The 26,306-nt window shown below is 47.3% G+C and carries 25 protein-coding genes; 9 read left to right on the forward strand and 16 right to left on the reverse strand.

The features are described 5' to 3' along the window. Positions 1-22: 22 nt before the first annotated feature. From AB5903_RS10585 to yaaA, 3 genes are all read right to left on the reverse strand, one after another. Positions 23-847, reverse strand: coding sequence for an ROK family protein (locus AB5903_RS10585; RefSeq protein ID WP_117740277.1), 825 nt, complete (start codon positions 845-847; stop codon positions 23-25). Positions 848-944: 97 nt separating this feature from the next. Continuing rightward, entirely contained in the window at positions 945-1,847 is a 903-nt protein-coding gene (locus AB5903_RS10590; RefSeq protein ID WP_309573589.1) for a phosphatidylinositol-specific phospholipase C, read from the reverse strand. Between the two features lie 215 nt (positions 1,848-2,062). Beyond that, positions 2,063-2,827: a peroxide stress protein YaaA gene (gene yaaA, locus AB5903_RS10595; protein WP_074713661.1), complete on the reverse strand. Its 765-nt coding sequence runs from the start codon at positions 2,825-2,827 to the stop codon at positions 2,063-2,065. 238 nt (positions 2,828-3,065) lie between these two features. Between yaaA and recJ the strand changes: the two genes are divergently transcribed. The 8 genes from recJ to dnaG all read left to right on the forward strand — a co-directional run bounded on the left by recJ (position 3,066) and on the right by dnaG (position 14,601). Further along, positions 3,066-4,781 (forward strand): single-stranded-DNA-specific exonuclease RecJ, encoded by a 1,716-nt coding sequence (recJ, locus tag AB5903_RS10600; protein ID WP_022103805.1) that lies wholly within the window; start codon positions 3,066-3,068, stop codon positions 4,779-4,781. Positions 4,782-4,943: 162 nt separating this feature from the next. Then, on the forward strand, positions 4,944-6,881 hold the full coding sequence (locus AB5903_RS10605; protein WP_272710452.1) for an ATP-dependent DNA helicase RecQ: 1,938 nt from the start codon (positions 4,944-4,946) through the stop codon (positions 6,879-6,881). Positions 6,882-6,959: 78 nt separating this feature from the next. Then, positions 6,960-7,919, forward strand: a complete 960-nt coding sequence (locus tag AB5903_RS10610) for a lipopolysaccharide assembly protein LapB (protein WP_005658101.1) — start codon at positions 6,960-6,962, stop codon at positions 7,917-7,919. Positions 7,920-8,222: 303 nt separating this feature from the next. Beyond that, on the forward strand, positions 8,223-9,071 hold the full coding sequence (locus AB5903_RS10615) for a prephenate dehydratase (RefSeq protein ID WP_117857716.1): 849 nt from the start codon (positions 8,223-8,225) through the stop codon (positions 9,069-9,071). Beyond that, positions 9,046-10,227, forward strand: a complete 1,182-nt coding sequence (locus AB5903_RS10620; RefSeq protein ID WP_117857715.1) for a pyridoxal phosphate-dependent aminotransferase — start codon at positions 9,046-9,048, stop codon at positions 10,225-10,227. Before AB5903_RS10615 ends, AB5903_RS10620 begins: the two co-directional genes overlap by 26 nt. Positions 10,228-10,437: 210 nt before the next feature. Beyond that, positions 10,438-11,505, forward strand: coding sequence for a bifunctional 3-deoxy-7-phosphoheptulonate synthase/chorismate mutase type II (locus AB5903_RS10625; protein WP_016661571.1), 1,068 nt, complete (start codon positions 10,438-10,440; stop codon positions 11,503-11,505). Between the two features lie 85 nt (positions 11,506-11,590). Continuing rightward, entirely contained in the window at positions 11,591-12,364 is a 774-nt protein-coding gene (locus AB5903_RS10630; RefSeq protein ID WP_005658111.1) for a prephenate dehydrogenase/arogenate dehydrogenase family protein, read from the forward strand. Positions 12,365-12,507: 143 nt separating this feature from the next. Beyond that, positions 12,508-14,601 (forward strand): DNA primase, encoded by a 2,094-nt coding sequence (gene dnaG, locus AB5903_RS10635; RefSeq protein ID WP_272710459.1) that lies wholly within the window; start codon positions 12,508-12,510, stop codon positions 14,599-14,601. A gap of 2 nt (positions 14,602-14,603) precedes the next feature. Here the strand turns inward: dnaG and folE are convergent, their stop codons facing one another. From folE to AB5903_RS10700, 13 genes are all read right to left on the reverse strand, one after another. Continuing rightward, the gene (gene folE / locus AB5903_RS10640) at positions 14,604-15,191 is read right to left on the reverse strand and encodes a GTP cyclohydrolase I FolE (protein WP_005658114.1); all 588 of its coding nucleotides are present in this window, start codon (positions 15,189-15,191) and stop codon (positions 14,604-14,606) included. Positions 15,192-15,224: 33 nt separating this feature from the next. Beyond that, entirely contained in the window at positions 15,225-15,683 is a 459-nt protein-coding gene (locus tag AB5903_RS10645; RefSeq protein WP_016661573.1) for an SPOR domain-containing protein, read from the reverse strand. Positions 15,684-15,780: 97 nt separating this feature from the next. Then, positions 15,781-16,536, reverse strand: coding sequence for a triose-phosphate isomerase (gene tpiA, locus AB5903_RS10650; RefSeq protein ID WP_005658117.1), 756 nt, complete (start codon positions 16,534-16,536; stop codon positions 15,781-15,783). Positions 16,537-16,582: 46 nt separating this feature from the next. Next, positions 16,583-17,914 carry a BT_3928 family protein gene (locus AB5903_RS10655; RefSeq protein ID WP_272710461.1) on the reverse strand — a complete coding sequence of 444 codons (1,332 nt, stop codon included), beginning with the start codon at positions 17,912-17,914 and terminating at the stop codon, positions 16,583-16,585. Continuing rightward, entirely contained in the window at positions 17,904-18,446 is a 543-nt protein-coding gene (locus AB5903_RS10660; RefSeq protein ID WP_005658120.1) for a DUF1599 domain-containing protein, read from the reverse strand. Before AB5903_RS10660 ends, AB5903_RS10655 begins: the two co-directional genes overlap by 11 nt. 121 nt (positions 18,447-18,567) lie before the next feature. Then, on the reverse strand, positions 18,568-19,437 hold the full coding sequence (locus AB5903_RS10665) for a peptidoglycan DD-metalloendopeptidase family protein (RefSeq protein ID WP_005658121.1): 870 nt from the start codon (positions 19,435-19,437) through the stop codon (positions 18,568-18,570). A gap of 269 nt (positions 19,438-19,706) precedes the next feature. Beyond that, positions 19,707-21,803: an ATP-dependent DNA helicase RecG gene (gene recG, locus AB5903_RS10670; RefSeq protein ID WP_272710463.1), complete on the reverse strand. Its 2,097-nt coding sequence runs from the start codon at positions 21,801-21,803 to the stop codon at positions 19,707-19,709. Beyond that, a complete protein-coding gene (locus tag AB5903_RS10675) occupies positions 21,791-22,462 on the reverse strand; it encodes a 2-C-methyl-D-erythritol 4-phosphate cytidylyltransferase (protein WP_005658124.1) in 672 nt (223 codons plus the stop codon). The genes recG and AB5903_RS10675 overlap by 13 nt, the downstream gene beginning before the upstream one ends. A 31-nt stretch (positions 22,463-22,493) precedes the next feature. Continuing rightward, a complete protein-coding gene (locus AB5903_RS10680) occupies positions 22,494-23,039 on the reverse strand; it encodes a DJ-1 family glyoxalase III (RefSeq protein ID WP_005658126.1) in 546 nt (181 codons plus the stop codon). Positions 23,040-23,053: 14 nt separating this feature from the next. Next, positions 23,054-23,866 carry a cell envelope integrity protein TolA gene (locus AB5903_RS10685; protein WP_272710467.1) on the reverse strand — a complete coding sequence of 271 codons (813 nt, stop codon included), beginning with the start codon at positions 23,864-23,866 and terminating at the stop codon, positions 23,054-23,056. Between the two features lie 40 nt (positions 23,867-23,906). Beyond that, positions 23,907-24,281 (reverse strand): biopolymer transporter ExbD, encoded by a 375-nt coding sequence (locus AB5903_RS10690; protein WP_005658129.1) that lies wholly within the window; start codon positions 24,279-24,281, stop codon positions 23,907-23,909. A 69-nt stretch (positions 24,282-24,350) separates the two neighbouring features. Then, on the reverse strand, positions 24,351-25,067 hold the full coding sequence (locus AB5903_RS10695; protein ID WP_005658130.1) for a MotA/TolQ/ExbB proton channel family protein: 717 nt from the start codon (positions 25,065-25,067) through the stop codon (positions 24,351-24,353). Then, positions 25,067-25,780 (reverse strand): pyridoxine 5'-phosphate synthase, encoded by a 714-nt coding sequence (locus AB5903_RS10700; protein ID WP_005658132.1) that lies wholly within the window; start codon positions 25,778-25,780, stop codon positions 25,067-25,069. Before AB5903_RS10700 ends, AB5903_RS10695 begins: the two co-directional genes overlap by 1 nt. 103 nt (positions 25,781-25,883) lie before the next feature. Between AB5903_RS10700 and AB5903_RS10705 the strand changes: the two genes are divergently transcribed. Next, a partial coding sequence (locus tag AB5903_RS10705; protein ID WP_368117840.1) for an NAD(+)/NADH kinase occupies positions 25,884-26,306 on the forward strand: 423 nt, incomplete at its 3' end.

Consider the following 26,306-nt stretch of genomic DNA (forward strand, 5'->3'; position numbering starts at 1 on the left):
TCCAGAAAATGGTAATACCTGTCTATCCCAAAAGTGCTGAAGCTCCTAATAGACCAGCATCCTGTAATTGTGAAGACACGATTTTCACATCAGCCACAACTCGTGGATAAGGAAAATCTTTTAAAGTCTCATACATCGCTTCTTTAAAAAGCGGGAAAGCTGTTGCTATTCCACCTCCTAGTACTATTAACTGTGGAGAATAAGCAAATAATACAGCCTTTACCAATTGTCCTATATGCCCACCGAACTCCTGCCACAACAATAGAGCATCATTATCTCCTTTCAATGCTTTTTCCGACTCAGCAGCACCAGTGGTATTCCTACGTTTAAAAAATCCGCTACTACAATAATATTCGTAATCAGCCTCTAAATAGGGTAATGCTCCCAATTCACCTGCACCGGCATATCCCCCTCCGTACAAACTATGATGAATAATGATTCCCAGCCCTATTCCGGTACCGATAGTAATACCCACCATATTTTCATAAAGTCGCCCGCTTCCAAAAAGACTTTCTCCCAAAGCAAAACAATTAGAATCATTATTGACAGCCACTGGTAAGCCAAACTTCTCCTCCAGCAGCTCCTTTAAATGCACTTCTTTCCACGAAGCAATATTCATCGCATCATACACTATACCATGAACTGTATCAACGATTGACGGTACACCAATACCAATCCCCTCAACAGTCTCACCTATCATAGGTTCAATAAGTTCAAAAAGCTGCGTCAAGATCACATCAACATCTTGTGTAGCCAAACAAGCAACCGAATTCCGTTTCAAACACTTTCCTTCCGCCACTTGTGCTATCCTTATATTAGTACCACCTAAATCAATGGCTAACCTCATAATTTCTCTATTCTAAATATTTTTATATTGCAAATATAAATACACATAAGTCAACAAAGTAAACAATTTGCGTATTTGAATCCTCTTTTTACGCAAACTAATTATTTCCTCTTATGAGACAATCTAACAACTCAAGCCCTTCAGGACGCTGTACAAAATCCATAAAAACAATACCACACATCTGGCTTCTTCTTTGTTTTAGATACTCTGACACAAACTTATTCACTTGTTTAGCAAAAACTTCAGGTGTGCCTAGCGGAAGTCCAGTAGCACTAACGAAAGAAATCGCCCATCGATATGAAGAACTAGGTTCTGCTGCTACATTATGCAAATTACGCATACAAGCTTCTATTTTTAATCCAACTTCCTCATCTGAAGCATACTGATATTCATCTTGAAGTAAGACTTGTGCTTCCGCACCATTACTGCCTCGAAGCGTCATCAAACATGTGGCATCATCCTTCCAACCCTCACAAGCAGTTCCGGGATATTTGTTCATGGCTACATCTCGGTGTAAAAACAGAATTTTTCCACGACAATCACCCAATGCTAAATCCTGACAAAAATTCCAAACAAAGAAAGGCTTTGCATCAATAGCCGACAAGGAGGTTTCTACCAAAGAAGCGTAAGCCTCAGAACTTCCGCCCTCTCTCTTTAAAGACACAATCAACATCTCAGAAGGATGTTCTTTCAGAAATTTTATAAAAGTAGGTAATACATCCGTTTCCCAATACATATTCTGAAAAGCATGACTATGAAACACTCCCAGCTTTCCGTCTTTCTCAGCTAAACGAATATCAAAAGCACGAATGCCCAATTCTAATTGCGAGAAAATACCTGCATCTTGAGTTTTCAACATACAACCACCATAAATAGCACCACTGTCATGAGTACCAGGGATAGAAAGTTTGCATACAGGCAATGTATCAGAAAGAAGTTTCATCCAATCGCCTTTGCTGCCTGCGAAAGCCGGTTTTGCACAAAGGAACCAGCTCAGCATAAATACAACAGAAAACATGTGTACAGATGTTATATTCATAGTTTCAAATATTAGATATTACAAAAGTACACAAACGCCAAATGACTTACAGCCGCAATTTGCGAATATAAATCCTCTTTTTGCGTAAACAGAAAATGCATCTAACTGTTTACCGCCGCAAACTGTTTCGATATATAATTAAGTAGGAATATATTCTTAAAATATCCGTCTAATTTTTACTCCAATACAAACTGCAAATGATTATCCGTACTGAGTCCCTCGTCAAAAGTAAAACCTTCCCACGAAAAACCTCTCAAATCTTCGGGGCATCCAATGCGATTTTTGATGATGTGACGCACCATCTCCCCTCTGCACATCTTCGCATAAATGACAACGGTCTTTAACTTTCCGCCTTTCCACACTTGAAAATCTGGAGTAACCACACGCACCTCTGACTCCACCCGTTTCCAGTCGAATAAATCCTTCATCTCACCACTTGCCAAGTTGACCAGTATACCGCCCCGTTTCTTGATTTCTTCTATGAAACAGTCCGTCAGCAGAGGTTTCCAATAATCAAACATGGTGATACCGCCTTTCTCCGGCAGGCGCACATCTCCCTCCAGACGATAAGGTCTGATACCGTCCAGCGGACGGAGCAATCCATAAAGAAAAGAGGTGATACGGAGATGTTCCTGTGCATAACGGAAGTCATCAGCCGTAAAATCCTTTGGCAGGATGCGTTTGAAAACAGCTCCCGTATATGCACCGATTGCCGGCATAGGGCGATTGTCTTCCGAACAAAAGTCATGAAAACGTGCCCTGTTTTCCGCAGCAATTTTAGCATTCACCTTCAAGAGTTTTTCCAGTTCTGCGGCAGAAACCTGTGACATTTCCAACGCATTCCGTACAGCTTCCGCTTCAAAATACGGAACGGTAACTTCGGGCACTTTCAAAGAACAGTGCGACGCCATGGTCTTGGCACAAGAGATAAAAGTGAGCATAGGCATATTCCTTATATTTGAAGAAAGTCCAAACGAACTCTTAGACGCCACAAAAATAAAAGGATTTCAGGAGAGAAAGCGCATCATTAAGAATATTTTCCATAGAATTCACATCGGTTTCAAGAGTTTTTCATACCTTTACAGCTTGTTGGAGAAATAGCGCACAGCAATCGGATAACACTAAGTTCCCCTTATTCTCCGGCACTTGGCGATAGAAAAAGAAAAAATAATATATAAAATGACTCACAAATGGAATTATTTACCCATTACATCCGATCAGGCAGAAGCAAGCCAACGACTGGCCCAGGAATTAGGGATTAGCCCTGTACTTGGGAGATTGCTGGTGGAGCGGGGAATAACGACAGCGACAGCTGCCAAGAAGTTTTTCCGCCCGCAACTACCGGATTTGTACGACCCGTTCCTCATGAAAGATATGGACGTGGCCGTAGAACGCCTGAACAAGGCAATGGGAAAGAAAGAGCGCATTCTGATTTATGGAGATTACGATGTAGACGGAACCACCGCCGTGGCCCTGGTCTATAAGTTTATTCAACAGTTCTATTCGAACATAGATTATTACATACCCGACCGTTACAACGAGGGATATGGCGTTTCGACACAAGGTGTGGACTATGCCTCCGAAACCGGTGTGGGACTGATTATCGTGCTGGACTGCGGCATCAAGGCCGTAGATGAAATTGCATACGCCAAGGAAAAAGGCATCGACTTCATCATCTGCGACCACCACGTACCCGATGAAGTGTTGCCCCCTGCCGTAGCTATACTGAACGCCAAGCGCGAAGACAACACCTATCCTTACGAACATCTTTCGGGCTGCGGAGTAGGTTTTAAATTCATGCAGGCATTCGCTATCAGCAACGGCATCGAATTCCACCATCTGATTCCGCTGTTGGACTTGGTGGCAGTCAGCATCGCCTCGGACATCGTACCGATTATGGGAGAGAACCGCATACTTGCCTATCACGGTTTGAAACAGCTCAACAGTAATCCGAGCGTAGGGCTGAAGGCCATTATCGATGTATGCGGACTGTCGGAAAAAGAAATCACCGTCAGCGATATAGTATTCAAGATAGGTCCGCGTATCAACGCCTCCGGACGTATCCAGAACGGCAAGGAAGCGGTAGATCTGCTGACGGAAAAGGACTTCTCGGTTGCTCTGGAAAAGGCCGGACAAATCAACCAGTATAACGAAACCCGCAAAGACCTTGACAAGACCATGACCGAAGAGGCCAATCAAATCGTAGCCGGTCTGGAAGGACTCGCAGACCGCCGCTCCATCGTGTTGTACAATGAGGATTGGCATAAAGGAGTAATCGGAATCGTCGCTTCCCGCCTGACGGAAGTATATTACCGCCCCGCCGTAGTGCTGACACGCACGGATGATATGGCAACCGGATCGGCACGTTCCGTTTCCGGTTTCGATGTATACAAAGCCATCGAGTACTGCCGGGATTTACTGGAAAACTTCGGCGGACACACCTATGCTGCCGGTCTGTCCATGAAAGTGGAAAACGTACCCGCTTTCACTGAACGTTTCGAAGAATTCGTATCCCGGCATATTCTGCCGGAACAGACCAGCGCCGTAATCGACATCAATGCCGAAATCGACTTCCGGGATATCACTCCCAAATTCTGCAATGATTTGAAGAAGTTCAACCCCTTCGGTCCCGACAATACCAAGCCCGTATTCTGTACCCACAACGTGTACGACTACGGAACCAGTAAAGTCGTAGGACGCGACCAGGAGCATATCAAGCTGGAACTGGTGGACAACAAATCAAACAATGTAATGAACGGAATTGCTTTCGGGCAGAGTTCTCACGTGCGCTACATCAAGACCAAGCGTTCGTTCGACATCTGTTACACCATTGAGGAAAACACCCACAAACGGGGAGAAGTACAGTTGCAAATTGAAGATATAAAGCCGAATTAAGCCGAAGAAGACGGGAGAAGATTCTCTTTGTGTTTTTCCTTTAGGCACGGATTATACGGATTTTACTGTTTTTTTAGTCTACAAAGTCCGTGTAATCCGTACCTGAAATACCATCATTATATATAGTATCACACACTCTTTTTATCTTTCAACTTTACAACCATGTCCTCGCAGCCCGACGCCTCCCAACTTTCAACTCTCAACTCCCGAATCCTAAAGCAGTATTGGGGATATGACCGTTTTCGGGGTATCCAGGAAGATATCATCGACAGCATCAGCAAGAATAAGGATACCTTGGGACTAATGCCTACGGGTGGCGGCAAGTCCATTACTTTCCAAGTCCCGGCACTTGCCAAAGAAGGAATGTGCCTGGTGATTACCCCCCTGATAGCCCTGATGAAAGACCAGGTACAGAATTTGAAAAAGCGGGGTATCAAGGCACTTGCCATCTACTCCGGCATGAGCCGGCAGGACATCATCATCACCCTTGAAAACTGTATATTCGGCAACTATAAGTTCCTCTATATCTCACCCGAACGTCTGGATACGGAAATATTCCGCACCAAATTGCGGAAAATGCACATCAGCATGATTACGGTAGACGAAAGCCACTGCATCTCGCAATGGGGGTATGACTTCCGTCCCGCCTATCTGAAAATCGCAGAGATACGCGAACTGCTGCCGGATGTCCCCGTTCTGGCACTGACCGCCACTGCAACCCCCGAAGTGGTAAAGGATATCCAAGCCCGTCTGCATTTCCGTCACAAGAATGTATTCCGCATGAGCTTCGAGCGGAACAACCTCGCTTATATTGTTCGCAAAACAGAGAACAAGACTGCCGAACTGTTGCATATACTGCGCAGCATGCCCGGCAGTGCCATTGTATACGTACGCAACCGCCGCCGCACCAAGGAAATTACCGAACTGCTGAACAACGAGTACATCACAGCCGATTTCTACCATGCCGGACTGGACGATGCCACCAAAGACATCCGCCAGCACCGCTGGCAATCCGGCGAGAGCCGTGTCATGGTGGCAACCAATGCTTTCGGCATGGGCATAGACAAACCGGACGTGCGCATCGTTATCCACATGGACCTGCCCGACTCCATAGAAGCCTACTTCCAGGAAGCCGGAAGAGCCGGACGTGACGGGCAGAAGGCGTATGCCGTCATCCTATATGCCAAGTCGGACAAGACTACACTGCACAAACGCATCCCCGACACCTTTCCGGAGAAAGAATATATCAGAGACGTTTACGAACATCTCCAATACTATTATCAAATGGCAATGGGTGACGGACTGGATTGCGTACGCGAATTCAACATCGAAGATTTCTGCCGCAAATTCAAATACTTCCCCGTACCGGTGGACAGCGCTTTGCGAATCCTGACCCAGGCGGGCTATCTGGAGTACACTGCCGAACAGGACAGCACCTCACGCATCCTCTTCACCATACGCAGGGATGAACTCTACCGGCTGCGCGAAATGGGCGAAGACATGGACAGGCTCATACAAGCCGTGCTTCGTTCCTATACCGGAGTATTCACAGACTATACCTATATCAACGAAGATTCGCTTGCCATACGCACAGGACTTACCCGCCGGCAAATCTACGAAATGCTGGTTCACCTTGCCAAACTGCGCATCGTAAGCTATATTCCCCATAAAAAGACACCTTATATAATATACACGCGCGAACGCGTGGAAGCACAACGCATCCATATCTCCCCGGAAGTATACGAACACCGGAAAGCACGCTATGAAACGCGCATCAATGCCATGCTCGATTACGTGACCAACGACACCGTATGCCGCAGCCGTATGCTGCTGGACTACTTCGGGGAGAGAAACGAACATAACTGCGGACAATGCGATACCTGTATCAGCCTGCGCAGCAAATCAAAAGTTTCTGAACAACCGGACCGGGAAGCGCTTTGTACAAAAGTATGCGGGATATTGTCCCGTGAATCCCTGACTCCCGCCGGCCTGCTCAAACAACTTCCAATGGACAAAGAGCTTCTGACCGAAATATTGCACCGGTTATCGGACGAAGGAAAAATTATTGCCGTCGACGGAATACTGCAAATCAGAAAATAAATCATTACTTTTGTACAGTGCATCAGCACACCAATCCAGTCAACCTATTAAAAACATAACTAAAACAACATCATAATCATGGGATTCTTTAAATCGTTCTTCTCCGGCAAGCCGGCAAATCCGGAAGAGGAAAAACAGAAAAACAATCAGAAGAACTTCGAGATATTCAAGTACGACGGTATGCGTGCCCAACGTATGGGACGTGCCGACTATGCCATCAAATGTTTCACCGAAGCCCTTGCGCTACAAGAAGATTTCGAGACAATGGGCTACCTGGCACAAGTATATATCCAGTCCAACGAACTGGATGAAGCCCGCAAGCTTTTGGAAAGAATGATCCGAACAGAACCGGAGCATACCTCTACTTTACTCACCCTTGCCAACGTCTGCTACATGCAGGAGGACTATGCCGCCATGGCGGAAGCCGCCCAAAAAGCCATTGCCGTTGAAGAAGGCAATGCCATGGCGCACTATCTGCTGGGAAAAGCCGACAACGGCCAGAACGACGGCATCATGTGCATCGCCCACCTCACAAAAGCCATCGTACTCAAGGACGACTTCACCGAAGCCCGTCTGCTGCGTGCCGAGGCTCTGACAAAGATGCAGCAGTACAAAGAGGCCATGGAAGACATCGACGCCATACTCGCCCAAGACCCGGACGATGAAAACGCCATACTGCTCCGCGGAAAGATAAAGGAAGCGACCGGTGCAGAAGCCGAAGCAGAAGCCGACTATCTTCATATAACGGAACTGAATCCGTTCAACGAACAGGCATTCCTCTACTTGGGACAGTTGTACATCGTCCAGAAAAAGCTGACCGAAGCCATCGCTTTGTTTGATGAAGCTATCGAGCTGAATCCCGACTTTGCCCAAGCATACCACGAACGCGGCCGCGCCAAACTGCTGAACGGCGACAAGGAAGGCTCCATGGAAGACATGAAACGCGGATTGGAGCTTAACCCGAAAGAGTTGCAGGATTTCAACGGACAATACGGCAATCTGCCGGGCAACAATACGACAAATGTATTAGGATTATAAAACATTATCTATAAAATGATGCAATTATCAAAAAAAACATTGGTTTTTATTTGCATCTAAAAGAAAAGTGTTACATTTGCCACATAATTCAAAACGAAAAGCAAGAATGAAATCATTTACTTATGCATATTACTTCTTTTTTTACTTTTACTTTAGCCGGAAAGTAGAGCGGGAGTTTGTATGTATCAAGTGACAGTGATGCTTAAGAACAGAATAGAGAACTAAGTAATATATAAAGTCCCGCTCCAGTGTATGGAAGCGGGATTTTTTTTGTAGCATAAATCAAGAAAAAGAGAGTCAGGAATGAAGAAGGTAGCCATTCAAGGAACATTAGGTTCGTATCACGACATTGCCGCACATAAATACTTCGAAGGAGAAGAAATACAGCTTATCTGCTGCGCCAGCTTCGAGGAGGTATTTACTGCTGTCAAACAGGACAGTCAGACCATAGGCATGCTGGCAATAGAAAATACGATTGCAGGAAGCTTGCTGCACAACAATGAACTCCTGCGCCAAAGCGGCACACAGATTGTAGGCGAATACAAATTGCGCATCTCGCATAGCTTTGTTTGCCTGCCCGACGAGGATTGGGACGACATCACGGAAGTAAACTCCCACCCCATCGCCCTGATGCAGTGCCGTGAGTTCCTCGGACAGCATCCCCGCATCAAGGTAGTGGAAGGCGAGGACACCGCTCTCAGTGCGGAAATCATCAGGAAAGAAAACCTGAGAGGACATGCTGCCATTTGTTCCAAAGCCGCCGCCGAACGTTACGGCATGAAGGTGTTGCAGGAAGGTATCGAAACCAACAAACACAACTTCACCCGCTTTCTGGTTGTGGCAGACCCCTGGCAAGTGGACGAGCTGAGCCGCCACCGCAACAAGGAAGTGAACAAGGCAAGCATGGTATTCACGTTGCCGCATACCGAGGGAAGCCTTTCGCAAGTATTGTCCATCCTGTCTTTCTACCGCATCAACCTGACAAAGATACAGTCACTGCCCATCATCGGGCGCGAATGGGAATATCAATTCTATGTAGACGTAGTTTTCGACAATGTGCTGAAGTATAAACAATCTATCGTGGCTATCACCCCACTGACCAAAGAACTTAAAATATTGGGAGAATATGAAGACGGAAAATCAACTATCTAAAATAAAGCCGGCCGACCGGCTGGCAAGCGTAAGCGAATACTATTTCTCTAAAAAGCTGAAAGAAGTGGCACAGATGAACGCCGAAGGCAAGGATGTAATCAGCCTGGGCATCGGCAGTCCCGACATGCCCCCTTCGGAGAGTACCATACAGACGCTTTGCGATGCGGCCCGCAACCCCGACGGACATGGCTACCAGCCCTATGTGGGTATTCCCGAACTGCGCCGCAGCTTTGCCGGCTGGTATAAGAAATGGTACGGCGTAGAGCTGGACCCGAATACAGAAATACAGCCGCTTATCGGCTCCAAGGAAGGTATCCTGCACGTTACGCTGGCTTTCGTCAACCCGGGCGAACAGGTGTTGGTTCCCAATCCCGGCTATCCCACCTATACTTCATTGAGCAGGATACTGGGTGCAGAGGTCGTAAACTATAACCTGAAAGAGGAGAACGGCTGGATGCCCGACTTCGACGAACTGGAGAAGATGGATATGAGCCGCGTAAAACTGATGTGGACCAACTACCCCAATATGCCGACAGGAGCGAACGCCACACCGGAACTGTACCGAAAACTGGTGGACTTTGCACGCCGCAAGGACATTGTCATCGTCAACGACAACCCGTACAGCTTTATTCTGAACGAACACCCTATCAGTATTCTCAGCATTCCGGGTGCGAAAGAGTGCTGCATCGAATTCAACTCCATGAGCAAGAGCCACAACATGCCGGGCTGGCGCATCGGTATGCTCGCCTCTAATGCAGACTTTGTACAATGGATACTGAAAGTGAAGAGCAACATAGACAGCGGTATGTTCCGTGCCATGCAACTTGCCGCAGCCAATGCCCTGGAAGCCGGTGAGGAATGGTACGAAGGCAATAACAAGAACTACCGCAACCGCCGCCAACTGGCAGGAGAGATTATGCGTGAGCTGGGATGTACTTACGACGAGAACCAGGTAGGCATGTTCCTTTGGGGAAAGATACCCGACAGTTGCGCCGATGTAGAGGAACTGACCGAACGGGTATTGTACGAAGCGCACGTATTCATCACTCCGGGATTCATCTTCGGCAGCAACGGAAAGAGATATATCCGCATCTCGCTTTGCTGCAAGGACGACAAACTGGCGGAAGCGTTGAAACGCATCAAAGGAATGAGATAAATCATTACAGAAAAACAGCTTATTAATAAAACCGATTCATCTGCTTAATAAATCTCTTCAAGATTTTACTATAATTCTTGAAAAATTATAGTAAAATTCTACTCGAATTTATTAATAGCCTGAAAACCCGCTATAGGAAAGGGATGCAGAAGCGAGAGTAACGGTTTGGAAATATTTATACAACCGAATATAATTAAACAAATAAAGAATATGGAACTTGAATTAGAATCAATCTTGTTGCCGGGTATCGAGGAGAAGCGTCCTCTGGTTATTGCCGGTCCATGCAGTGCAGAGACGGAAGAACAAGTTATGGACACCGCCAGGCAATTGGCTGCCAAAGGTATGAAGATATTCCGCGCAGGCATCTGGAAACCCCGTACCAAACCGGGCGGTTTCGAGGGTGTAGGCGTAGAAGGGCTTGCCTGGCTTAAAGAGGTGAAGAAAGAAACAGGTATGTATGTATCCACCGAAGTAGCCACAGCCAAGCATGTGTACGAATGCCTGAAAGCCGGAATAGATATACTCTGGGTAGGTGCCCGCACTACCGCCAATCCTTTTGCCGTACAGGAAATAGCAGATGCCCTGAAAGGCGTGGATATCCCGGTCTTGGTAAAGAACCCCGTAAATCCGGATCTGGAATTATGGATAGGCGCCATGGAGCGCATCAATAATGCCGGATTGAAACGCCTGGGAGCCATTCACCGCGGTTTCAGCAGCTACGACAAGAAGCTATACCGCAACCTGCCGCAATGGCATATTCCCATCGAACTGCGTCGCCGCATTCCAAACCTGCCCATCATCTGCGACCCCAGTCATATCGGCGGAAAACGCGAGTTGGTTGCCCCGCTTTGCCAGCAGGCTATGGACCTGGGCTTCAATGGTCTGATTGTGGAAAGCCATTGCAACCCGGACTGCGCATGGAGCGATGCCGCCCAACAGGTTACGCCGGATGTATTGGACTACATTCTCAACCTGCTCGTTATCCGCAAGGAGACACAAAGCACCGAAAACCTCAGCGAATTACGCAAGCAGATTGACGAATGCGACAATAACCTTATCCAGGAACTGGCCAAAAGGATGCGCATAGCCCGTGAAATCGGCACCTACAAGAAGGAACATGATATGACGATTCTGCAAACGGGACGCTATAACGAGATTCTCGAAAAACGCGGCTCGCAGGGTTCGCTCTGCGGCATGGATTCCGAGTTTATCAAGAAAGTGTTTGAAGCGATACACGAGGAGAGTGTGAGACAACAAATGGAAATAATCAATAAGTGATAATTTCGTAGATTGAGGGTAGAAGCAAATAGTAAGTGGATTGTAGTTTTGACATACCTTCGGTTTTTATAACAGTCAGAAAATTATGCGAATATTAATACTCGGAGCCGGCAAAATGGGCTCCTTCTTCACAGATATTTTAAGTTTTCAACACGAGACGGCCGTGTTCGACGTCAATCCGCACCAACTGCGTTTCGTCTATAACACCTACCGTTTCACCACGCTGGAAGAAATCAAGGAATTTGAACCGGAACTGGTAATCAATGCCGCTACGGTAAAATATACTCTGGAAGCTTTCCGGCAGGTGTTGCCTGTGCTTCCCAAAGACTGCATCATCAGCGACATCGCTTCGGTAAAGACCGGACTGAAAAAATTCTACGAAGAAAGCGGTTTCCGTTATGTGTCGACACATCCTATGTTCGGCCCTACTTTTGCCAGTCTGAGCAACTTGAATACAGAAAATGCCATCATCATCAGCGAGGGTGACCATTTGGGCAAAATCTTCTTTAAAGATTTATACCAGACCATGAAGCTCAATATCTTTGAGTACACCTTCGACGAGCATGATGAAACGGTGGCCTACTCCTTGTCCATTCCGTTTGTTTCGACTTTCGTGTTTGCAGCAGTCATGAAACATCAGGAAGCTCCGGGAACTACATTCAAGAAACACATGGCCATTGCCAAAGGCCTGTTGAGCGAGGACGATTATCTGTTACAGGAGATTCTGTTCAATCCCCGCACCCCCTCACAAGTAGAGAATATACGTCTGGAACTGAAACAACTACTGGAGATTATCACCAACAAAGATGCGGAAGGAATGAAGAAGTATCTGACGAAGATCAGAGAAAAAATTAAGTAATTAGTGATTAGGGGTTAGTGATTAGTGATTAGTACCATGCGGCATAATAGCGCAGCCTGCTAATCACTAACCCCTAATCGCTAATCACTAACCCCTATTTTTTTTGCAGAGGCTGATTTTATGTGTAACTTTGTGCTCGAATCATGATAGACCAACCCACCATAGACAGAATTCTGGATGCGGCACAAATCGTTGATGTCGTGTCAGACTTCGTCACGCTGCGGAAACGCGGAGTGAACTATGTAGGTCTGTGCCCGTTCCACGACGATAAGACCCCGTCGTTCTACGTATCGCCAGCCAAGGGACTGTGCAAATGCTTTGCCTGTGGCAAGGGCGGCAATGTAGTGCACTTCATCATGGAGCACGAACAGATGTCCTACCCTGAGGCACTGAAATACCTTGCCAAGAAATACGGCATCGAGGTCAAGGAACGGGAGCTGTCCAATGAAGAAAAGCTCGTTCAGAGCGAACGCGAAAGCCTTTTCATCGTCAATCAGTTTGCCCGCGACTATTTCCAGAATATCCTGCATAACCATGTAGACGGACGCAGCATCGGTATGGCTTATTTCCGTAACCGCGGATTCCGGGATGACATCATCGAAAAATTCCAGTTGGGATACTGTACCGAAAGCCATAATGCCATGGCGGAAGAAGCCTTGAAGAAAGGATATAAGAAAGAATTTCTCGTCAAGACCGGACTCTGCTACGAAACGGACGACCACCAACTGCGCGACCGTTTTTGGGGACGCGTAATCTTTCCCGTACATACCTTATCGGGTAAAGTGGTGGCTTTCGGCGGCCGTGTACTTGCCAGTGCCACAAAAGGAGTCAAGGTGAAGTATGTCAACTCTCCCGAATCGGCAATCTATCATAAAAGCAACGAACTGTACGGTATCTATTTCGCCAAGCAGGCTATTGTGAAGCAAGACCGTTGCTTCCTGGTGGAAGGCTATACGGACGTCATATCCATGCACCAGTCCGGTATAGAAAATGTGGTGGCCTCTTCGGGCACTGCGCTGACACCGGGGCAAATCCGTCTGATTCACCGCTTCACCAACAACATGACCGTATTGTACGACGGGGATGCAGCCGGTATCAAGGCTTCTATCCGGGGTATCGACATGCTGCTGGAAGAAGGCATGAACATTAAAGTGTGTCTCCTGCCCGACGGAGACGACCCGGACTCTTTTGCCCGCAAACATAACTCGACCGAGTTCCAGCAATTCATACAGGAGCATGAAACAGACTTTATCCGTTTCAAAACCAACCTGCTGCTGGAAGATGCAGGCAAAGACCCGATTAAACGTGCCGAACTAATCGGTAATCTTGTACAAAGCATCTCGGTCATCCCCGAAGCGATTGTGCGCGATGTGTACATCAAAGAATGCGCCCAGATATTGCGGGTGGAAGACAAACTGTTGGTTTCCGAAGTTGCCAAACGGCGTGAGATGCAGGCTGAAAAGCGTGCCGAACAGGCAGAACGGGAACGTAGAAACGCCGGCAGACAGGCAGAAAGCACACAGAATGTAACAGGTGCCGAAAGTTCGACTCCCGCTGCCCCGACAACGGCAGACGCAACCCCAACTGCCGTCGGAGAAGCTCCCGGGCACAATGCGGATGCACCGTTCCCGCCGGAAGACAGCTATATATCCTTTATTCCGCAAGAAGGAAAAGAAGGGCAGGAATTCTATAAATACGAACGGCTGATTCTTCAAATGATTGTGCGCTATGGCGAAAAAGTGATGTGCAATGTAACCAATGAAGAAGGGCAGGAAATACCGGTGAGCGTAATTGAATATGTCGTCAGCGACCTGAAGCAAGATGAGTTGTCATTCCACAACCCGCTGCACCGCCAAATACTGACCGAAGCCGCCGCGCATATCCATGACGCCGGATTTACAGCCGAACGTTATTTTCTGGCTTATCCGGACCCTGCCATCAGCAAACTGAGCGTGGAACTTATCAGCAACCGTTACCAGCTGAGCAAATACCATTCAAAAAGCCAGAAGATAGTAACCGATGAAGAACGTCTTTACGAGCTGGTTCCGGCATTAATGATAAACTTCAAGTATGCCATTGTCAGCGAAGAGCTAAAGCACATGATGTCTGCCCTGCAAGACCCTGCCATCGCCAACGACGAAGAGAAATGCAACGCCATCATGAAACGCTACAGCGAAATGCGCGAAGTGCAGAGTATTATGGCAAAACGGTTGGGAGACCGGGTGGTGCTCCCCTGACATTAAGAAGTGTGGCGGATGAGGTTCATAAACTCTTCACGCGTCTTGGCCTGATTGAAAGCCCCCGTAAAGTCGGAAGTGGTGGTTATTGAATTCTGCTTCTCCACGCCACGCATCTGCATGCACATGTGTTTCGCCTCTACCACGACCATCACGCCCAAAGGATTCAACGTTTCCTGAATACACTCCTTTATTTGGAGCGTCATACGTTCCTGTACTTGCAAGCGATGAGAGAAGATATCCACCACACGGGCAATCTTGCTCAAACCTGTAATGTAGCCGTTCGGAATATAAGCCACGTGCGCCTTGCCGTAGAAAGGCAGCATATGGTGTTCACAGAGAGAAAAGAAATCAATGTCTTTCACAATCACCATCTGATTATAATCTTCCTTGAACTTGGCAGAGCGGAGTACTTCGTGCGGGTCCATAGAGTACCCCTTAGTCAGTGCCAGCATGGCTTTGGCTACCCGTTCCGGTGTTTTCAGCAACCCTTCACGCTCAGGGTCTTCACCTAACAAAGTCAATATATGATGATAATGTTCTTTCAGTTCGTCCAATGAAGGAGATACGATTTCTTCTTTTCCTAACATGAGAAAGTGAGGGGGATAATTATGAGTTATGAATTAAAGGGGGATATTTATCTGATCTTTCACGATAGACACTTCCTTGAAAGCACCGGTGGCACGCAGTTGGCGCATCATGGCATCCGCTTCCTCGATGCTGCGGAAGTCGCCTGCACGGCACAACCAGCGGGGCGGGTTGAAAGATGTATAAACGGGAAGGTCAGGAAAACGCTCTTTTATATTGGAAGCCACCGAATAGGCTTCATTCTTGGCCTGACGGGTGTTATTTCCGGCATATACCTGTACGCGATAGCCCGAACTTTTAATCACTTTCCGGTCGTCCGAACCGGTAGGGATATACTCCGAACCTATCAGTGCCCCGATACGGGCATCCTGATGAATGGACACTTTACCCTGCCCCGGCACATTACGTTCCAGACTCTTTACGATGTTATTCTGCGCCACAGATATAGCGGCAAAGGCAAAACATGCAATTAAAAGCAAACCGAGTTTCTTCATAAAAGAGTGTTTTATACAGTTTTAAAAACAAGCTTTAAACATGAAGAGTCGGAAGTTGGCCTTCCTTTGGATACGGGCAACTTCCGGCTCTCTGTTATTAATTAAAAGCGTCGATGATACCCTTGAAGTCAGCAACCTTCAAAGCAGCACCACCAATCAGACCACCGTCTACATCAGGATTTGCAAACAGTTCCTTTGCATTGGAAGGCTTGCAGCTACCACCGTAAAGGATAGAGCAGTTTTCAGCAATTTCCTTGCCATACTTCTCGGCAACGGCAGAACGGATGAAAGCATGGATTTCCTGTGCCTGTGCCGGAGTAGCAGTCTTACCTGTACCGATGGCCCAAACCGGTTCGTAAGCCAGGATAATCTTGGAGAAATCTTCGGCAGACAGAGAGAATACAGATGCCAACTGAGCGGCAACCACTTCATTCTGCTTGTTAGCTTCACGTTCTTCCAGCACTTCACCGATACAGAAAATCGGAGTCAGACCGTTGGCCAAAGCCAATTTTACTTTTTCTTCCAGGATTTCCACTGTTTCACCGTAGTAAGCACGACGTTCCGAGTGACCGAGGATTACATACTTGGCACCGGTAGAAGCAACCATAGCGGCTGATACCTCACCTGTATATGCACCAGATTCCTTATCTGCACAGTTTTCTGCACCTACACCGATTTTGGCAGCATCTACCAGCGGAGTAACAGATGCCAGGTGAATAAACGGAGTACAGATGATTACATCACAATTAGGCTTTTCGTTAGCCAACGCTTCATTCAGTTCTTTTGCAAGAGCAATACCCTCCTGAAGGGTTTTGTTCATTTTCCAGTTTCCTGCAACAATGTTTTTTCTCATTTTGTTTTAATTATTAAAAGGGTTAATATATCTGCTATTCAAAGATTTACAATTTGTCATTCTCCCGATTATCCGAGGATTGGGCGGCTTGCCGCTCCCTGCTTTTTCTTTCTCTCCGCTTGATTATCAGAATATCAATGCCGACAACCAGCGTCAAAGGTACGATAAACCACAATAATACGTAACCAATGGTGTGCAATTTATTTTCCTGTTTCTGCTTTCCCAACTCTAATTTATCCAGACTATCGTTCAGTACATATTCATCGGGAAGTTGGTTATCGCTCCATTTATTCAGGATTGTACCGTCTTTTATCAGCAGCAGGCCGGGATTGGAACGGATAATCGTTTTCAGGGTAATATCATCCATCTGGCAGAACGGGTATTCCGCACCGGTTCTTTCACGCCACATCTCAATTTCTTCATCCGGCGAGGAAGTCAGCGCATAAAAACCGTAGCCGTGCTCCACACTGTAATCATAGATTTCATTGATAAGGTCGATATTGCTATCGTCCGCTTCCTCTATCCGGTGGGCTACCAATAAAAAGGTATATCCTTTGTCGGTCAGTACACTGTCGGTTATATCTTCACCCGTGCCCAGGCTTATCATGGAGAAATCATGAATGGGTGGTTCATAGCCTTTTTCTTTCAAAACGGTACGCGTTTCGACAAAAGTCCATGTGCTGTCCGGATAATTATCCAATGTAAACTCCTGTTGCCTGCCGTCTTTCTCCAATACAAAGCGGCTCTCGAATACACTCGGTTTCGCACCTTCGGGAATCTCCATGCCCGCCTTTATATCCGCTCCGATCTTATAAGGGCGGAAGTCCAGTACCGGCAGATATTCCAAGCAATAAAAAGAAAGTGCAAAGACAAACAAAAGCGTGTATAAGGATACCATCCATTCTATTTTCAGCGTAACGAAGCGGAACATGAGTTTCCGCTCCCGGAATACCGCTATCGCCGCAATCAGCAATACGATGTTCTTCCCGAATGTCTGCCAGTTCGTCAACACCCAGGCATCGCCAAAGCATCCGCAATCGGATACGGGATTTGCCAAAGCAAGATACAAGGTCAACGGAGTCATTACGCTCATCAGGAGAAGCGCCAAGGTCGACGCAATCTTCCGGCGTACACCGAAAAAGAGGAAAACTCCTACACAGAACTCTGCAGATGACAGAATGATGGCAAAAAGTAACGGCAGGTATGTAGGAAACCATGAAATTATGCCGAATGCCGCCAGATAATCCTGAATCTTATAAAATGAACCGAGCGGATCGACAGCCTTCACAAATCCGGAGAAGATAAACAACGTTGCCAGCAAAAAGCGGCAGGTATTTACCCAGACGAGCTTTATAATATGTTTTTTCTCAGTCTCCAAACTCTATCTTAATCAAACCAAATACGGAATAATTAATCATGTCCATATAGTTGGCATCGACACCTTCCGAAACCAGTGTTTGGCCGGACAGACTTTCAATTTGCTTTGTACGGTATATCTTCATCAATATCAAGTCCGTATACGAACTGATACGCATACTGCGCCAAGCCTCATCGTAATCGTGGTTCTTGGCAAGCATCAATTCCAGCGATTCTTTCGCATATTTGTCATACAGAACCATTGCCTCTTCGTTCGTCATATCCGCAGATTCGGCATATCCCAACTCCAGTTGTATCAAACCGATAATACCGTAGTTGACAATCGCAATGAACTCCGAACGGATACCTTCGTCCACCAAAGTCACGCCTTTAGTCTCAATGCTCCGAATACGATTGGCCTTAATGAATATCTGGTCGGTTACGGAAGCCGGACGAAGAATACGCCATGCAGGACCGTAATCATGAAGTTTCTTGGAGAACAGGTCACGGCAAATGGCGATGACATGCTCAAATTGTTGCTTGGTATCTTTCATATCCTTACAAATAGGCTGCAAATTTAGGAATAATTAAAGAGAAAAGAAAAGAGGGCACTCTAAATTATATTAAAGTGCCCTCTCCTATAGAGATTGTTTACGTTTAGAGAGTATTTCCGTTTTATGAGCAACGCAATACCTGTCCCGGGCGGAGAATTGTTCTCCGGGTAATGCGGTTCAGCTTGCAAAGCTTGTCGATGCTTGTACCCTGACGGGATGCAATCTTGGATAAAGTATCGCCTTTCTTCACCTTATAGAACAGACCTTCACCCGATGCCATACTGCGAGCTGTACCGGAAGTGCCTTTGGTCTTACGGAACGTATAAGAATCGGCAACAATATCCTGCTTTTCAAAATCGAACATCAATGCAGGGTTAATAGGAATTCCCAGGAAACGGGTTTCAAAGTGCAGGTGAGAGCCGGTAGAACGTCCGGTATTACCGCCCAGTGCAATAGGCTCACCGGCCTTTACCAACTGGTTTATATCAACCAATTGCTTGGACAAATGCCCATAGACCGTTTCCAAACCGTTATCATGACGGATAACGACATATTTACCATATCCGCGACGGCCCTGATTCTTAACGATACGTACCTTACCGTCAAACGCGGCACGGATTGTATCGCCTACATATACTTTAATATCCAAACCGTAATGCGCTCTTCTTCTGCGAGGGCGATAACCGAATACATCGGTAATACGGGTATGTTCGGTAGGCATGCAAAAGCCTTTCAAATCAAAAGTATAACTTTCCGGCACGATAGCATTGCCATAAGCCTGCACAAATTCATTGTTCCAACTCGGATACAAATCCAATCCCGGATACAAAGACTGTTCCGCACGGATTTGTTTCTGCAAAGCCAATGAATCTACGCTTTTAAGTTTTCTGTCAATGGGAGCTTGGCGGGCAATCAGGTCCTGCGAGAAAGAGTTCAGGCTGACCATTGCCGTTGCTGCTAATAAAGCCGTTCTAATCCAATTAAAATTCATTCCGTTTCGTCATTCATTTCGATATCCGCAGAGCATATCCGGTGAATCAACCGCACCCTGTTTTACGCGAATATCCAGATTATTTTCAAAAATTCTTCCAAAGGTAACATTTCTCTCTGAAAAGGCGTTTGTGTCGTTAACTATTTTTTTGAAGTCACAAAAGTAAAAGCCACGAATAATAGCTAATAAACGACTAACAACAAGCCAATTACACCACAAACATGTTTAACAACATAAACGCACAAATAAAGCGTATGTTTAACCGTTTTTCAGCTTATGGCCGCCCAATTAACGTTTGTCTTTCGCAAGGCTTTCAACTGTCGCCACAATATTTCATTTTCAGGAAGGGAGCCATTCGGGTCCTTATCGACAATGGTCTGGGCTACTTCACGGACGTATTGCAGAAGTTGTCCGTCGCGGGCTATATCCGCTATTTTCAAATCAAAAGCAATGCCGCTCTGCTGGGTTCCTTCCAAATCACCCGGCCCGCGAAGTTTCAAATCAGCTTCGGCTATCTCGAAACCATCGTTCGTACGTACCATAATCTCCAGACGTTTCCGGGTATCTTCCGCCAATTTATAACCGGTCACCAGAATACAATAAGACTGGTCGGCTCCGCGCCCTACACGACCACGGAGCTGATGAAGCTGGGAAAGTCCGAAACGTTCGGCATTCTCTATTATCATCACGGAAGCGTTAGGTACATTCACACCGACTTCAATAACCGTGGTGGCAACCATTATCTGCGCCTCGCCGGAAACGAACAACTGCATTTGCGCATCCTTTTCGGCAGGTTTCATTTTCCCGTGCACCTTGCAAACCCTACAATCGGGAAACTCCTCACAGATATGCAGATAGCCTTCTTCCAGGTTCTTGAGGTCAATCTTTTCGCTCTCCTTGATTAAAGGATAAACGATATAGACCTGACGTCCTTCGTCAATCTGTTTGCGCACGGAACGATACAGGCTTACGCGATGGCTGTCGAACTGATGAATGGTGGCAATCGGCTTCCTTCCCGGCGGAAGCTCATCAATGACCGATACATCCAGATCGCCATAAAGCGTCATTGCCAGAGTCCGCGGTATGGGAGTCGCGGTCATGACCAAAATATGAGGCGGCTGTACGCTTTTTGTCCACAAACGGGCACGCTGGGCTACGCCGAAACGGTGCTGCTCGTCGATGACAACCAGTCCCAATGATGCAAAGTTCACGGTATCTTCAATGACGGCGTGCGTACCGATAAGTATCTGTACATCTCCTGTCAGCAGGCCGGAAAGAATGGCCTCCCTCCGTTTGCCTTTGACTGAACCGGTCAACAGTTCAACCCGTACATCCATTCCGTACAATAGTTCGCGAATCGTTTCGTAATGTTGGTTTGCCAATATTTCGGTAGGCGCCATCATACATGCCTGATAACCGTTATCAAGCGCAATCAGCATACTCATCAACGCCACCAATGTCTTTCCGCTCCCCACATCTCCCTGCAAAAGACGGTTCATCTGCCTGCCCGCACCCAAGTCCCGGCGTATCTCCTTCAACACGCGTTTCTGAGCGTTCGTCAACTCAAAAGGAAGATTGCGGGAATAAAAGCCATTGAATATATCCCCCACTTTCTCAAAAACATACCCCCGGTATTTGCGCTGCCTGTCTTTGGCATAACGCAGTATGTTCAACTGGACATAGAACAGTTCCTCGAATTTCAGGCGGTACTCCGCTTTTCGCAGCACATCCGGACCGGACGGGAAATGGATATTCATCAAAGCATCCGTCAGCGGCATCAGATGGTGCTCTGCCAGCAGGGCGGGAGAAAGCGTTTCGGGCAGAGGTTCGTTCAACTGTCCGACGAGGCTTTTCATCATCTTCTCGATGGCGTGCGAGTTGAGCGAGCTTCGCTTCATCTTCTCCGTCGTATTGTAATAGGGCTGCAACCCCATGGCAGAGAGCTTCAGTTCGGAAGCCGGGTCTATGTCCGGATGCGCAATGTTTATCCTGCCGTTAAACACCGTAGGCTTGCCGAATACGATATATTCCTGATGAACCTTGTACTTTCCTATCAGATATTTGATGCCTTGAAACCAAATCAGGTCGACTATCCCCGTACCGTCCGAGAAGTGAGCTATCAGCCGCCGTTGTCGTCCTTCACCCGCCGTTTCAAAGCCTAAGATTTCACCTTTCAACTGGATATAAGGCATCGCACCGTCTATTTCACGGATGCGATAGATGCGGCTGCGGTCTACGTATTTATAAGGAAAATAATACAATAAATCATGGAAGGAAAAAATGCCCAATTCCTTATTGAGCACCGAAGCACGCTGCGGCCCGACGCCCGACAGATATTTTATGTCACGCGTAGTTAAATCGAACATGAGTCCAAAAGGGCGGCAGCTATTTTCAAATCAAAGGGAGTGGTTATCTTTATGTTTTCCCGGTTACCTTCCGTCAGATAAACGGGCTTGCCCAATGCCTCGACCACCGAGGCATCATCCGTAAAATGCGAAGTATAAGGCTGCTCATAAGCCTGTTTCAGCAAATCCGCATCAAACACCTGCGGAGTCTGTACCAGCTTGTATGCGTCGCGGCTGACAGTTTCACTTCCTTCGCCAACCAAATGACGCACCGTCTCCACCACATCCGTCACAGGAATCACCGCCTGCTTCCCGGCAGCCAGGGAGTAACAACGGGCTATAACCTCCTGAGCCACAAAAGGGCGTACCCCGTCATGCACTCCGACCAAACCCGGTGTTGTAACAAATGCCAGTCCGTTCTTCACCGAATGGAAGCGTGTTTCTCCGCCGTCTGCGATTTGATGAGGGATTGAAAAACCATGTTTCCGGCACAACTCATTCCAGTAAGCCTGCTGGTTGCATGGAAGCACCAATATTATCCGTATCTCCGGGCTATACGCATAAAAGGCCTCTATGGTACGCATCAATACAGGCTTTCCCCCTATCGGAAGAAATTGTTTGGGAAGTTCGCATCCCATGCGCAAACCTTTACCGCCGGCTACAATCAGAACATACTTCATTGGATTCACACAGCCTCTTCATAATTTACAATCAGACAATCATCGCCTCTTTCAATTCGGCAACTTTATCCTTGCCCTGCAGCAATTCCACCACCGCCAAAGCAAACTCCATGGCAGCGCCCGGACCTTTTCCTGTAATGACATTGCCGTCTTTTTCCACCATCGCTCCAGTGCAGTCGGCACCCTCCAGATATTGTTCAAAACCCGGATAGCAAGTAGCTTTCTTACCTTTCAACAGTCCCAGTTTGCCGAGCACCATAGGAGCGGCGCAAATGGCTGCAATCGGTTTGTTTTCTTCGGCAAAGCGTAAAATCAGTCTGCGCAAGTCATCGCACTTCTCCAAAGTGGCCGCACCCGGCATACCGCCCGGAAGCAATATCAAATCAGCGTCGAAAAAGTCACAGTTCACGATATTCTTGTCACAAAGCACCGGTACGCCATGAGCGCCCTTCACAATCTCGTCAGGAGTAACCGTAATCATTTCCACATTCAACCCCGCACGTCTCATTACATCGACCGAAGTGAAAGCCTCTATTTCTTCAAAACCGTCTGCAAAAAACACATAAACTGTACCCATAATAGTTTCTCCTCTTATTTTAGATTAAAATAATATGTAATCGTCCCTGTCTGGTTACTCAATCCGCTTACCGTATTGAACCTCGCTTTCTTCGCCGCGTCTTCGGCAGCTTTCCGCAAGGCGGGGTTTACGGTATTCGTCTGGCGGTTGATGCTGGTGCCGATAACCTGTCCGGCAGGATTTACGGTAATGGTAACCACCACTTTTCCCTCATCCTGCACATTATATACGGGACGCGGCAATCCGCCCTCGCCTATGGAGCGTCCGCCAAGGTTAAAGGTCCCGTATCCGCCGGTCCCGGCAGTTGCCCCTTCCGAAGAGTTTCCCGTAGGACTTCCCTGCACACCGGTTCCTTCCGTAGCACCCTTGCTGCCCATTTGCGCACCTTTGCCGAAAGCTCCCGCTACACGTTTGCGGGCAGCTTCTTCGGCTGCCTTCCGTTCACGCTCCGCTTTTTCCGCAGCCAGCTTACGCGCCTCTTCGGCTTTCTCGGCAGCGCTCTTTTCGGGTTTCTTCACCTCTTTCTTCTTTTCTTCCGCCTTAGGCTTTATGGCAACGGTTTCTTCATCTTCCTGCGTCAGCATCTCCTGCTCCGCCTCTTCCGGCATTTCCGGAGCGGCCTCTTCCGGCATCGTCTCCACTTCAACCAAAGAAGGGTCGGCAGCCCCCCACGCATCGGGCGTTTCTCCCATCATCACGGGCACACCGCCTTCCTTCGACTGTTCGGGCAAGGTAAATCCCACCAGTATCAAAAGGGCAATGACAACAACGTGCACCAACAGCGCACCTGCCAATCCTATATATTTTCCTTTCTTCTTCCGATTCACCGTTCCGATTTACGATTTAGCTATTTACGGTTGACACCGTTTACTTATTCTCAGGCGGGCGTGTAGCCAGCACCATCTTGAAATGATTCTCATTAGCGATATTCAGCACCTTCACAATTTCCCGATAGGGGACGGACTCATCGGCATACAATGCCACATACATTTCGGGCTCTTTCGCTGCGCACGATTGCAGAAAAGGAGTCAGCTCGTCCAAAGCCAGCGCCTGTTCCTTATCATTACCGAAAGCGGCATAGTAGTTCAAGTCCTTATCAATGATAACCCTTGTCAGCGGCTTGGCGGATGTCTGCTGTTTTCCCTGCGGAAGCAATACCTTGATTGCATTCGGTGATACTACCGTAGAAGTAATCATAAAGAAAATCAACAGCAGGAATATAACATCCGTCATGGACGCCATACTGAAATTGGGTGATATTTTTGCTCTACGTTGTAACACGGTCGTTGTTTCTGATTTATGAATTATGATTTACTTGGCAGGCTCGTTCAGCAAGTCCATGAAAGCCATTGTCTTGGCTTCCATTTTATTTACCACACCGTCCACCAGCGTCACCAGGTAATTGTAGGCGAACATGGCGATGATGCCCACAATCAGACCGCCTACCGTAGTAATCATAGCCTCGTATATACCGCCGGAAAGCAGGGTGATGTCGATATTGTTACCGGCATTCGCCATTTCAAAGAAAGCACGCACCATACCGGTCACCGTACCCAGGAAACCAATCATCGGAGCGCCGCCCGAAATGGTAGCCATGATGGTCAGCCCCTTTTCCAGTTTCGCCACTTCGATGTTGCCGACATTCTCTATGGCTGCCTGCACATCATTCACCGGGCGTCCCAACCGGCTGATACCTTTCTCTATCATCCGTGCCGAAGGCGTATCCACACTGCGGCAATAGGCAATGGCGGCCTTAATCTCACCACCCAGAATATAATCCTTGATCTTATCCATAAACATAGGGTCTTCCTTGCCCGCCTTACGGATAACGTAATTGCGCTCAAACAGAATATAGAAGCACACTACGGAGAGTACTCCGAGCACTACCATAATCCAACCACCCTTGACAGCCATGCTCCACAGGTTCATTTCATCGGGAGCGGCAATGGGAGTAAGTACCGGATTGGCGCCGGCAACAGAATCGGCCAACGCCGGAGCCACTTGGGCCAATAACAACATAAGATTCATCAGCGGAGACAGTTTTTATATTCCTGAATGGTACGTTCCAATCCCAGATACAAAGCATCGCTAATCAGCGCATGACCGATAGAGACCTCATCCAGCCAGGGTATGTTTTTATAGAAATAATTCAGATTTTCCAGACTCAGGTCATGGCCTGCATTCAGTCCCAGTCCCAGGCTGCGCGCCGTTCTGGCTGCTTCCACAAAAGGAGCTACCGCAGCTTCCGGATTTTTAGGGAATGCCGTAGCATAGGGTTCGGTATAGAGTTCCACCCGGTCGGCACCGGCTTTGGCGGCATACTCTATCATCTCTGCATCGGTAGACACGAATACCGACGTACGGATACCGGCGGTATTGAACGCTTCCAGCACTTCGGTCAGAAACTCCAGATTGGCTTTCGTGTCCCAGCCGGAGTTGGAAGTCAACTGAGTGGGGCTATCCGGAACCAACGTTACCTGATGCGGTTTCACTTTCAGCACCAAGTCGATAAATTCGGGTGCGGGATATCCCTCTATATTAAACTCCGTGCGCAACAACGGACGCAGGTCGTAAACATCGCTCTTACGGATATGTCTTTCATCGGGACGCGGATGCACCGTTATACCGTCGGCTCCAAAACTCTCGCAATCCAACGCCACTTTTACAACATTAGGCACATTTCCTCCGCGTGCGTTACGCAATGTCGCTACTTTATTAATATTTACACTTAATCTAGTCATAATTCGGCTTATAGTTTGGGGCAAAAGTACAAATAATAGCAATATGTTGGCAGCATTCTGAGAAAAAAACTATTTTTGCATCTTACAAAAACAGAAAACAATTATGAAATTTGCCATATTCGGAAATACCTACCAGGCGAAAAAGTCATCGCATGCCGAAAATCTTTTCCGCCTGCTGGCTCAGCATCAGGCACAACTCTGTGTCTGCCGCGAGTTCTATAATTTCCTGACTTCCGACCTACACCTCAACATTCCGCCCGCCGAATTGTTCGACGGTGACGATTTCCGCGCCGATATGGTTATCAGCATCGGCGGTGACGGCACGTTTTTGAAAGCTGCCAGCCGTGTAGGCAAGAAAAACATTCCTATTCTGGGCATCAATACGGGACGCCTCGGCTTTCTGGCCGACATATCGCCCGAAGAAATGGAAGAAACGATTGACGAAATCTACAACAACCACTATAAAGTAGAGGAACGCAGCGTATTACAGTTGAAGTGCGATGATGAAAAACTGATGGAATATCCG

The organism is Bacteroides sp. 2201st1_D9_2201SCRN_220225, from assembly GCF_040928965.1.
In the GTDB taxonomy this organism is placed as follows: domain Bacteria; phylum Bacteroidota; class Bacteroidia; order Bacteroidales; family Bacteroidaceae; genus Bacteroides; species Bacteroides stercoris.